The sequence below is a fragment of the Inquilinus limosus MP06 genome, assembly GCF_000767795.1.
GTDB lineage: Bacteria > Pseudomonadota > Alphaproteobacteria > DSM-16000 > Inquilinaceae > Inquilinus > Inquilinus limosus_E.
This window is the reverse complement of sequence record NZ_JANX01000197.1, coordinates 1-9,874: the sequence shown is the minus strand read 5'-3', so window position 1 is coordinate 9,874 and position 9,874 is coordinate 1. Positions and strand designations below refer to the sequence as shown.

Below are 9,874 nucleotides of genomic sequence, written 5' to 3'. Positions count from 1 at the left end.
ACCTTCATCGCGCCCTATCTGGAGCAGACCGCCGGGATCGGCCCGGACGGGGTCAGCGCCGTGCTGTTCCTGTTCGGCATCGGCTCCGCCATCGGCAATTTCGTCGGCGGCCAGCTGACCGACCGGATCGGCCCGGTGCGGCTGCAGCTCGGCGCCCTCGCCTTCCTGGCCCTGGCCCTGGCCGGCCTCGGCGCCGCCACGGCCCTGTCGGGCGGCCGGGCGCTGTTCGCCATCGCGCCGCTGATGCTGGTCTGGGCCGTCGCCGGCTGGGCCTTCCACCCGGCGCAGACCACGCGGCTGATCCGGCTGGCGCCGGAGGTCGGGATGATCGCGGCATCGCTGAACTCCTCGGCGCTCTATGCCGGCATCGCCTTCGGCTCGGCGCTCGGGGCTGCGACGCTCGACCATGGCGGCGTCCCCGCCCTCGGATGGGTCGGCGCCCTGTCGGCGGCGATCGCCCTCATCCTCCTCGCCGTCACCGCGCGGCGCCGGGCGGCGGACGCGGCGGCGGCCCAGGCGGCCTGACGCTCACCCTCCGGCCGTCTGCCCCCGGCGGCGGGCCCGCCATTCCTCGCGGGTGATCTCCCACAGCTCGGAGGGCAGGCGGCCGGAGACGTAGTCCCGCTCCATCGTCGCCACCACCCGCATGCCGGATTTCTCCGAGATCCGGCGGGAGCCCGCATTCCCGATCGCCTTGGACATGCGCAGGACCGGGAAGCCGAGATCCTCGAACCAGTAGTCGGTGACCCGGTCGGCGGCCTCGGTCATCAGCCCCTGCCCGTGCCAGGGCGCGCCGAGCCAGAAGCCGCGATTCTCGTTCTCGTCCCCGGCCCGCAGGGAGATGGAGCCGATCAGCTCGTCCGGGGCGGATTTCAGGCGCAGCGACCAGTGCCAGGCCTCGCCCCGCGCCATGGCCGGTAGCAGCATGTCGCGCAGATGCGCCAGCGCGCCGTCCGGCGGATAGGGCCATGGCACCCGGGCGTTCAGGTGGCGCACGACCTCCCAATGCGGAAACAGCCGCTGCACCGCCGGGGCGTCAGCCAGCTCCAGCGGGCGGAGCAGGAGGCGGCGGGTCTCAAGCACGGGGATCGCGGTCATCATGCGTCGAGGATAGCAGATCGGCAGGCCGGATCGTCGCGTTCTGGGAAACAATCCTGTGCCGGATCGCCGGGTTATCCCGGCGCTCCGCCGGGGTTACCTTTCCCCAGCAGCGCCGATGGCGTGTCCGCGAAGGGAAACGATGCGATGACGAAGGTCCTGGTCCTCTACTACAGCTCCTACGGCCATATCGAGACCATGGCCACCGCGGTGGCCGAAGGCGTCCGCGAGGCCGGCGGCGAGCCCACCATCAAGCGCGTGCCCGAGCTGGTGCCGGAAGAGGTCGCCCGCTCCTCCCACTTCAAGCTCGACCAGGCGGCGCCGATCGCCACCATCGACGAGCTGGCCGACTACGACGCCGTGATCTTCGGCGTGCCGACCCGCTTCGGCATGATGGCGGCGCAGATGCGCAACTTCCTCGACCAGGCCGGCGGCCTGTGGATGAAGGGCGCGCTGATCGGCAAGGTCGGCAGCGTCTTCGCCTCGACCGCGACCCAGCATGGCGGCCAGGAGGCGACGATCCTCAGCTTCCACACCTTCCTGCTGCACCAGGGCATGGTGGTGGTCGGCCTGCCCTACTCCTTCCAGGGCCAGATGACGCTGGACGAGATCTCCGGCGGGTCGCCCTACGGCGCCACCACCATCGCCGGCGGCCAGGGCCAGCGCCAGCCGAGCGCCAACGAGCTCGCCGGCGCCCGCTTCCAGGGCGCGCATGTGACCAAGATCGCCTCGAAGCTGGCCGGCTGAGAGAGCAGTCAAGTTCGTGTTGCCTCTCCCGCCGGACGCGGGAGAGGCAATCGGTTTATGCTGCCTTCGAGACCGATACCCTGAGTAGATGTTGTTGCCGCCGGGATCCGTCCGGCGGCCGAAGGAGGATGCGATGGGCCTGCTGATCGAAGGCCGCTGGGCCGACCAGTGGTACGACACCAAATCGACCGGCGGGCGCTTCGTGCGGCAGGACAGCGCCTTCCGCAACCGGGTGAGCGCCGATGGCAGCTCCGGCTTCAAGGCCGAGCCCGGCCGTTACCACCTCTATGTCTGCTACGCCTGCCCCTGGGCGCACCGCACCCTGATCGTGCGGGCGCTGAAGGGGCTGGAGGACGTGATCTCGGTCGACGCGGTCGACCCGTTCATGGGCGAGCAGGGCTGGACCTTCGCCGACATCCGCACCGGCGTGCGGTCCCCCGGCGCGACCGGCGACCGGGTCAACGGCAAGGCGGCGCTGCACGAGGTCTACACCCTGGCCAAGCCGGACTACACCGGCCGGGTCACCGTGCCGGTGCTGTGGGACAAGCACACCCGCACGATCGTCAACAACGAATCGGCCGAGATCATCCGGATGCTGAACTCGGAGTTCAACGAGTGGGCCGACCGGTCGGTCGACCTGTCGCCGGCCGCCCTGCTGCCCGAGATCGACGCCATCAACGCCGAGGTCTATGACCGGGTGAACAACGGCGTCTACAAGGCCGGCTTCGCCACCGACCAGGCGGTGTATGAGGAGGCGGTGACCCGGCTGTTCGAGATGCTGGACCGGCTGGAGGCGCATCTGGCGGCGCATCGCTGGCTGGTCGGCGACCGGCTGACCGAGGCCGACATCCGGCTGTTCACCACCCTCTTGCGCTTCGACCCGGTCTATCACGGCCATTTCAAGTGCAACCTGCGGCCGCTGCACGAATACCCGGCGCTGTGGGGCTTCACCCGCGAGATCGCGCAGCGCCCGCATGTGGCCGCGACGATCGAGATGACGCATATCAAGCGCCACTATTACGAGAGCCACCGCACCATCAACCCGACCGGCATCGTGCCGAAGGGCCCGCTGCTGGACCTGTCCGCGCCGCATGACCGGGAGCGGTTGGCGGAGGCGGGGTAGACCCGTCTTCCTTGCGAGCGCAGCGAAGCAATCCAGGGGCCGGTGCGCACCGGCCCCTGGATTGCTTCGTCGGCTTCGCCTCCTCGCAATGACGGTGGGGGACTCTAGTCTCCCAGCACGACCGTCCGCAGGATGCGCACCGCCAGGAACAGCGCGGTGAAGGCCAGGGCCTCGTCCCACAGGTTCAGCCGGCCGGGCTGCGGCGCCTCGCGCGCGGCCCAGGCGAACAGCGCGGTCCAGATCGCGGACAGGAACATCACCATCTGCAGCAGCGCCAGCATGTCGGCCAGCGACCGCCGGCCGGGCAGCGCGATCAGGGCCAGCAGCGCCAGCACCGTGCCGAAGCGCATGCCGAAGCTGGCGATGCGGCGGCGCGAGTCCGGGTCGATGCGCTGCCAGAGCGTCCCGGCCGAGGCCGGCTGGCCGGCCGCCCGGGAGGTGTCGATGTCATGCATGATCGTCATCCTGGACCGGCCCGTCGCGTCATCGCGGGCCCGTCGGAGCGCGACCCTGCTCCCGCCCCGCATCAAGTCTCCATGCGGTTTTCGCGCTCGCGCTTGCGGTCGCGATCCCGCTCGCCCCGGGCCTCGGCCGCGAGCCGGCAGTACTCCTCGCGGATCTCGCGCAGGTCCTCCTCGGAATGCTCCTCCAGGTCGAGCATCCAGTTGCGCGCCACCTCGGTGGCCCGGATCAGCTCGTCGATCTTGATCTGCAGCGCCGCGGTGTCGCGGTTCTGGGTGTTCTGGATCAGGAACACCATCAGGAAGGTGACGATGGTGGTGCCGGTGTTCACCGTCAGCTGCCAGACATCGGAGAATCCGGCGAACGGGCCGATCGCGGCCCAGACCACCATCAGCCCCGCGGCCACCCCGAATGTGGCGGGGTGGCCGGCGAGGTGCGCGACCCGGTTGGCGAAACGGGAGAACCAGGGGGCATCTTTCATGGCATCCTCCAGCGCGGAACGGATGCCATGACAACGGGGCGGCGGCCCTGATCGTGCCGGAGCGGAGCGGTCTCGGTCGCTCCGCTCCGGCGCTGCCGGCCAATCCGGCCGCCCCTAATCCGGGCGATTATAGTCGTACAGCACGCGGCCGTAGGGCAGCGTCAGGTCGGCGATCAGGTGATGGGCGCCGATCACCCGGCGCACCGGCAGGTCGGCCACCGGCGCGTTGACATGCGGCACCAGGTGCAGCCGCGCCGGCCCGATCCAGGAGCCCTTCGGGGTGATGTCGACCAGGTTGTAGGCCACCAGCTGGCACACCTCCGGCCGGCCGTCGACGCCGGGGATCAGCTTCAGGTTCACCTGGGTGCGCGACAGCGTCGCCATCGTCCGCTCGCCGTTGCCGGCCATGCTCTCATGCTTGTAGCCCATGGTGCCCATGGCCACGAGCTGGTCGGCATAGGACAGGGTGCCGGTCAGCGTGTCCTTGACGATCTGCAGCTTGGGATGGGCGTATTTCTTGGGGAAGCCCCAGATCTCGCGGCCGGCGGCGATCGGCGGGTCGTCGTCGAGATACATCTGGGCGACGAAGCTCATCTCCTCGCCGCGGAACCTGCAGGGGATGACCATGCCGGATTCGGTGTAGCTGCCGAAGCCCGAGCTGTCCGGCATCTTGATCCATTCGTAATGCACCAGCGGCCGGTCCAGCGGCTCCAGCGGCTCCGGCAGCTGGTCACGGATCACCTGCGGGTCGGTCTCGTAGGTGATGATCATGTATTCGCGGTCGACGAAGCGGTACGGCCCGGCCGGGTAGCTGGGGCCCGCCGCGGGCATCGACGGCAGACGGAGGACGTCCTGGATCCGCATGGTCTCACCTCTCACCGATCGGCCGCGACCCGGCCGCAGCGGTTCATAGAGGGGCAGCGCGAATGGTCCCGCGACAGTCTTTCGACAGTGATGTGACATCGGTGGCGAGGCCCCGCCGCGTCATCAGCCCGTCATCCATCCCGGCCTATCGTGCGCTCCCCGCGAGCAGGAGACCGGCCGCCATGGATGCGAACAGCCCCGTTGTCCAGCACGAAGCCCCGATCCGCGGCTGGCGGCCCGAGCGCTGCGACCGCGTCGCCCTGGTGCTGCAGGGCGGCGGCGCGCTGGGCGCCTACCAGGCCGGCGTCTACCAGGCGCTGCACGAGGACGGGATCGAGCCGGACTGGGTGTCGGGCGTGTCGATCGGCGCGATCAATGCCGCGATCATCGCCGGCAACCCGCCGGAGCGGCGGCTGGAGCGGCTGCGCGCCTTCTGGGAGCGGATCACCGAGCGCAAGATCTGGCACTACACTCCGGATGGCGACCTGTTCCGCCAGATGCGCAACGCCACCAGCACCTGGATGACCATGGTGCAGGGCCAGCCCGGCTTCTTCTCGCCGCATCCGGTCAGCCCCTGGCTCAGCCTCGCCGGGTCGAAGAGCGCCACCAGCCATTACGACACGGCGCCGCTGCGCGAGACCCTGGCCGAGCTGGTGGATTTCGACCGGATCAACGCCGGCCCGGTGCGCTTCGCGGTGGGCGCGGTCAATGTCCTGACCGGCAACTTCACCTATTTCGACAGCGCCGAGGAGGAGATCGGGCCCGACCATGTGATGGCCAGCGGCGCCCTGCCCCCGGCCCTGCCGATGGTCAAGATCGGCACCGACCACTACTGGGATGGCGGCATCGTCTCGAACACGCCCTTGCAGCATCTTCTGGACCAGGATGGCGGGCTGAACACGCTGGTATTCCAGGTCGATCTGTTCAGCGCCCGGGGCCAGCTGCCGCGCGACATGAACGACGTGATGGCCCGGCACAAGGACATCATGTATTCGTCGCGCACCCGCTATACCACCGACCTGTACAAGCGACTGCACCTGTGGAAGACGCGGCTGGCCCAGGCGTTGGCGAAGCTGCCGGAGGAGGCGCTGACAGCCGAGGAACGGCGGCTGCGGGAGGAGCTGGCGCATCTGCCGGAGATCACCATCCTGCACCTGATCTACCAGCAGAAGGCCTATGAGGGCCATGCCAAGGACCACGAATTCTCCGGCACCTCGATGCGCGAGCACTGGCAGAGCGGCTACGAGGACACAAGGCGCACGCTGAAGCGCCGGCAATGGATGGAGATGCCGCCGGAGGGCGCCGGCATCCTGATCCATGATGTGCACCGGCTGGAGGATTGAGGGCTTCGGGCGTAGGTTGGGTTCGCACCGGCGAACCCAACATCCCGCGGCCGGAGCCAGCGTTGGGTTCGCTGATGCGAACCCAACCTACGATGTTCTTTTCTTCGTCATCGCGAGGAGCGAAGCGACGTGGCGATCCAGGGGTCGGTGCCGCTGGATCGCCACGCCCCTGCGGGGCTCGCGATGACGGTGTGGGAGGGGCGAGAGCCGCCCCCTACTGCCCCTGGTTCAGCGCGACCGGCAGCTTGTTCGCCTGCAGGCCGTACTTGGCCAGGATCTGGTCGTAGGTGCCGTCGGCCTGCAGCTTCTCCACCGCCGCCTTGACCGCGTCGCGCAGCTGCGGCTCGGACTTCAGCACCGGGATGCCGACCAGGGACTCCGTGAAGGCCTGGCCGATCGGCACATAGGTGTTCGGCTCCAGCTGCTGGAAATAGGGCAGCGTCTCGTTGCCCTGGGCCGCGGCCTGCAGGCGCTGGGTCTTCAGCTGGGTGCGGGCGTCGGCCGAGCCCTCAGTGCCGACCACATTGATCGCCGGCTTGCCCTTGGCGACGCAGTTGGCGTCGCTCCACTCGCCGATCTGCTGCGGCCAGTTGGTCGAGCGGCTGGCGCCCACGGTCTTGCCGCACAGGTCGTCGGTCGACTTGATCTGATCGGCCAGCGCCGTGATCGTGTAGAACTGCGCGCCGGACTTCATGTAGTCGACGAAATCGGCGATGTCGCGCCGCGCGGGGGTATCGCTCATCCCCGCCATGACGATGTCGATGCGGCCGGTCTGCAGCGACGGCAGCATCTGGGCGAAGGCGATCTCCTGGAACTCGGCCTCGACGCCCAGCTGCTTGGCGATCGCCTTGCCGAGGTCGATGTCGAAGCCCTGCAGCTCGTTGGTCGCCGGGTCCTTGAAGATGATCGGTGGGTAGTTGTTGTTGGTGCCGATGACGATCTTGCCGGCCTGCTTGATCCGGTCGGGCACGGCCTGGGCCGAGGCGGAGGTGACCGCCAGCGCGGCGACGGCCGCCGTGGCGGCGAACAGTGCGAAACGATTCATGGAAGCCTCTCCTGTTGTTCTGTCGGGTCCGCCGGTCACGACAGGACGGCGGCGATGAAGTCGCGGGTGCGCGCCTCGCGCGGGCTGCCCAGCACCTGCTGCGGCGGGCCTATCTCGACGATCCGGCCGCGGTCCATGAACACGACTCGGCCGGCGACCTCGCGGGCGAAGCCCAGCTCATGCGTCACCACGATCATGGTCATGCCGCTGGCGGCGAGGTCGCGCATCACCGCCAGCACCTCGCCCACCAGCTCGGGGTCGAGGGCCGAGGTCGGCTCGTCGAACAGCATCAGCTTCGGCTTCATCGCCAGGGCGCGGGCGATGGCGATGCGCTGCTGCTGCCCGCCGGACAGTTCGGCCGGATAGGCGTCGCGCTTGTCGGCCAGGCCGACGCGCTGCAGCAGGACCAGGGCCTCGGCGACGGCCTCGGCCTTCGGCCGCCTCTGCACCGTCACCGGCCCCTCGATGATGTTGGCCAGCACGGTCAGGTGCGCGAACAGGTTGAAGCGCTGGAACACCATGCCGCTGGCCAGGCGCTGGCGCGCCACCTCGCGGTCGGTCAGGGCATAGAGCGCGTCGCCCTCGCGCCGGAAGCCGGCCAGCTCGCCATCGACCCAGACGGCGCCGCCATCGACGCTCTCCAGCTGGTTGATGCAGCGCAAGAGCGTGCTCTTGCCCGAGCCGGAGGGGCCGATGATGCACAGCACCTCGCCGCGCTCGACCTCCAGCGACACGCCCTGCAGCGCGTGCAGCGACCCGAAATGCTTGTGGACCTCGGCGGCGACCACCATCGGCGGCATGGCTCAGGCCTCCTTGGGCTGGTCGAGGGCCGCGGCGGCGCGCTTGCCGCGCCGGTCGCCGCGGCCGCGGGAAAAATGCTTCTCCAGGAAGTGCTGGCCGATGCTGAGCAGCGTGACCACGACCAGATACCAGATCGCGGCGACGATCAGCAGCTCGATCACCCGGGCGTTGGCGTAGTAGATGGTCTGGGCGTTGCGCAGCATCTCGGCGTACTGGATGACGCTGGCGACCGAGGTCAGCTTGACCATGCTGATCACCTCGTTGCCGACCGGCGGGATGATCACCCGCATCGCCTGCGGCAGCACGATCCGGCGCAGCGCCACCAGCCGGGTCATGCCGATCGCCTTGGCCGCCTCGGTCTGGCCGAGGTCGACCGACAGGATGCCGCCGCGCACAACCTCGGCGGTGTAGGCGCCCTGGTTGATGCCGAGGCCCAGCAGCGTCGCCACGAAGGGCGTGATCAGATCGACCGTCCGCCCCTCGAACAGGCCGGGGATGCCGATCACCGGGAACACCAGCGCCAGGTTGAACCACAGCAGCAGTTGCAGCAGCAGCGGCGTGCCGCGGAAGAACCAGATATAGCCGACCGCCACGGTCTTCAGCACCGGGTTCGGGGACATCACCATGATCGCGAACACGACGCCGAGCGCGATGCCCAGCGCCATGGCGCAGACCGTCATCAGGATGGTGTTGCCGAGGCCGGACAGGATCGCCGGCGCGGTGAAGAACTGGCCGACCACGGGCCAGGCGATCTGGCCTTCGGCGAAGGCCTTCACGATCGCCGCCAGGGCCAGCAGGATCAGCGCCGCCGCGACCCAGCGGCCATAGTGCCGGCGCGGCACATGGCGCAGATGGGCGATGGAATAGGTGCCCGTGGTGATGTCGGTCATGCGATGCCCCCTGCCCGTTCAGCCGCGCGGGCCATCATAGGCCCGGGCCCAGCTGTCCTGCTCGGCCAGCAGCTCGCGCAGCCTAGCCAGCTGCTCGCGCACCCGGTCCGGCGCGGTGCCGCCATGGCCGCTGCGGGCCGCGACCGCGGCTTCCGGCGTCAGGCAGGACCGGATCTCCGGAGTCAGCCGCGGGTCGACCGCCGCCAGATCGGAATCCTCCAGGTCCTCCAGCCCGATGCCGCGATCCTCGCAGCGGCGGACCAGGGCGCCGGTGATCTCATGCGCCTCGGAGAAGGGCACGCCGCGCCGGGCCAGCCAGTCCGCCACCTCGGTCGCCAAGGTGAAACCCTCGACCGACTGGCGCTTCAGCGTGTCGACATTGACCCGCATCGTGCGCAGCATCCCGGCCATCGCCGGCAGCACGGCGTCGAGCGTGTCGACTGCCTCGAAGGCCGCGCGCTTGTCCTCGACCAGGTCGCGATTATAGGCGAAGGGCAGGCCCTTCAGCGCCGTCAGCATCGCCGTCAGCCCGCCGATCAGCCGCGACGCGCGACCGCGCGTCAGCTCGGCGATGTCGGCGTTCTTCTTCTGCGGCATGATCGAGGAACCGGTGGCGTAGGAATCGTCCAGCTCGACCCAGCGGAACTGGCGCGACGACCACAGGAACACCTCCTCCGCCAGCCGCGACAGGTGCACCGACAGCATCGCGGCGACGAACAGGAACTCCGCCACGTGGTCGCGGCTGCCGACCGCGTCGATCGAGTTCTCGCAGGGGCCGTCATAGCCCAGCTCGGCCGCCGACAGGTCGGGGCGCAGGGCGATGGCGGAGCCGGCCAGGGCGGCGGCGCCGAGCGGCGACCGCGCGCTGCGCCGGTCCCAGTCCTGCAGCCGCTCGACGTCGCGGGCGAAGGTCTGGGCATGGGCCAGCAGCTGGTGGGCGAAGGTGACCGGCTGGGCCGGCTGCAGATGGGTGAAGCCGGGCGCCAAGGTCGCCACATGCGCCTCGGCCTGCGCCACCAG

12 protein-coding genes are annotated in these 9,874 nt (G+C 69.5%); 4 read left to right on the top strand and 8 right to left on the bottom strand.

The window, feature by feature from the left end; genetic code table 11:
• Positions 1 to 525 (top strand): MFS transporter (locus tag P409_RS16510; protein WP_034839458.1); only part of this gene is annotated, 525 nt, incomplete at its 5' end.
• A 3-nt stretch (positions 526 to 528) separates the two neighbouring features.
• Here P409_RS16510 and P409_RS16505 read toward each other — a convergent pair.
• Complete coding sequence (locus P409_RS16505) at positions 529 to 1,098, bottom strand: GNAT family N-acetyltransferase (RefSeq protein ID WP_034839464.1); 570 nt, start codon at positions 1,096 to 1,098, stop codon at positions 529 to 531.
• Between the two features lie 147 nt (positions 1,099 to 1,245).
• On the opposite strand from P409_RS16505, the gene wrbA reads away from it, so the two are divergent.
• Together wrbA and P409_RS16495 are read left to right on the top strand one after the other, a co-directional pair.
• Complete coding sequence (wrbA, locus tag P409_RS16500) at positions 1,246 to 1,845, top strand: NAD(P)H:quinone oxidoreductase (protein ID WP_034839456.1); 600 nt, start codon at positions 1,246 to 1,248, stop codon at positions 1,843 to 1,845.
• Positions 1,846 to 1,978: 133 nt separating this feature from the next.
• Entirely contained in the window at positions 1,979 to 2,968 is a 990-nt protein-coding gene (locus P409_RS16495) for a glutathione S-transferase family protein (protein WP_034839453.1), read from the top strand.
• 104 nt (positions 2,969 to 3,072) lie between these two features.
• Here P409_RS16495 and P409_RS16490 read toward each other — a convergent pair whose 3' ends face one another.
• From P409_RS16490 to P409_RS16480, 3 genes are all read right to left on the bottom strand, one after another.
• Positions 3,073 to 3,423 (bottom strand): hypothetical protein, encoded by a 351-nt coding sequence (locus P409_RS16490; protein ID WP_034839451.1) that lies wholly within the window; start codon positions 3,421 to 3,423, stop codon positions 3,073 to 3,075.
• Between the two features lie 71 nt (positions 3,424 to 3,494).
• On the bottom strand, positions 3,495 to 3,911 hold the full coding sequence (locus P409_RS16485; RefSeq protein ID WP_052120769.1) for a low affinity iron permease family protein: 417 nt from the start codon (positions 3,909 to 3,911) through the stop codon (positions 3,495 to 3,497).
• Between the two features lie 114 nt (positions 3,912 to 4,025).
• Positions 4,026 to 4,775, bottom strand: coding sequence for an acetoacetate decarboxylase (locus P409_RS16480; RefSeq protein ID WP_034839449.1), 750 nt, complete (start codon positions 4,773 to 4,775; stop codon positions 4,026 to 4,028).
• 182 nt (positions 4,776 to 4,957) lie between these two features.
• On the opposite strand from P409_RS16480, the gene P409_RS16475 reads away from it, so the two are divergent.
• The gene (locus P409_RS16475) at positions 4,958 to 6,118 is read left to right on the top strand and encodes a patatin-like phospholipase family protein (RefSeq protein WP_034839446.1); all 1,161 of its coding nucleotides are present in this window, start codon (positions 4,958 to 4,960) and stop codon (positions 6,116 to 6,118) included.
• A 214-nt stretch (positions 6,119 to 6,332) separates the two neighbouring features.
• Here the strand turns inward: P409_RS16475 and P409_RS16470 are convergent, their stop codons facing one another.
• From P409_RS16470 to argH, 4 genes are all read right to left on the bottom strand, one after another.
• A complete protein-coding gene (locus tag P409_RS16470) occupies positions 6,333 to 7,163 on the bottom strand; it encodes an ABC transporter substrate-binding protein (protein ID WP_034839443.1) in 831 nt (276 codons plus the stop codon).
• A gap of 35 nt (positions 7,164 to 7,198) precedes the next feature.
• A complete protein-coding gene (locus P409_RS16465) occupies positions 7,199 to 7,963 on the bottom strand; it encodes an amino acid ABC transporter ATP-binding protein (protein ID WP_034839440.1) in 765 nt (254 codons plus the stop codon).
• Positions 7,964 to 7,966: 3 nt separating this feature from the next.
• A complete protein-coding gene (locus P409_RS16460) occupies positions 7,967 to 8,854 on the bottom strand; it encodes an amino acid ABC transporter permease (protein ID WP_034839437.1) in 888 nt (295 codons plus the stop codon).
• Between the two features lie 18 nt (positions 8,855 to 8,872).
• Positions 8,873 to 9,874 (bottom strand): argininosuccinate lyase (argH, locus tag P409_RS16455; protein WP_034839434.1); only part of this gene is annotated, 1,002 nt, incomplete at its 5' end.

Excerpts from the sequence above, each read along its gene's own strand:
- P409_RS16460 (WP_034839437.1), bottom strand. The coding sequence starts at position 8,854 with ATGACCGACATCACCACGGGCACCTATTCCATCGCCCATCTGCGCCAT.
- P409_RS16505 (WP_034839464.1), bottom strand. The coding sequence starts at position 1,098 with ATGACCGCGATCCCCGTGCTTGAGACCCGCCGCCTCCTGCTCCGCCCG.
- P409_RS16495 (WP_034839453.1), top strand. The coding sequence starts at position 1,979 with ATGGGCCTGCTGATCGAAGGCCGCTGGGCCGACCAGTGGTACGACACC.
- P409_RS16490 (WP_034839451.1), bottom strand. The coding sequence starts at position 3,423 with ATGCATGACATCGACACCTCCCGGGCGGCCGGCCAGCCGGCCTCGGCC.
- P409_RS16485 (WP_052120769.1), bottom strand. The coding sequence starts at position 3,911 with ATGAAAGATGCCCCCTGGTTCTCCCGTTTCGCCAACCGGGTCGCGCAC.
- P409_RS16475 (WP_034839446.1), top strand. The coding sequence starts at position 4,958 with ATGGATGCGAACAGCCCCGTTGTCCAGCACGAAGCCCCGATCCGCGGC.
- wrbA (WP_034839456.1), top strand. The coding sequence starts at position 1,246 with ATGACGAAGGTCCTGGTCCTCTACTACAGCTCCTACGGCCATATCGAG.
- P409_RS16480 (WP_034839449.1), bottom strand. The coding sequence starts at position 4,775 with ATGCGGATCCAGGACGTCCTCCGTCTGCCGTCGATGCCCGCGGCGGGC.
- P409_RS16470 (WP_034839443.1), bottom strand. The coding sequence starts at position 7,163 with ATGAATCGTTTCGCACTGTTCGCCGCCACGGCGGCCGTCGCCGCGCTG.
- P409_RS16465 (WP_034839440.1), bottom strand. The coding sequence starts at position 7,963 with ATGCCGCCGATGGTGGTCGCCGCCGAGGTCCACAAGCATTTCGGGTCG.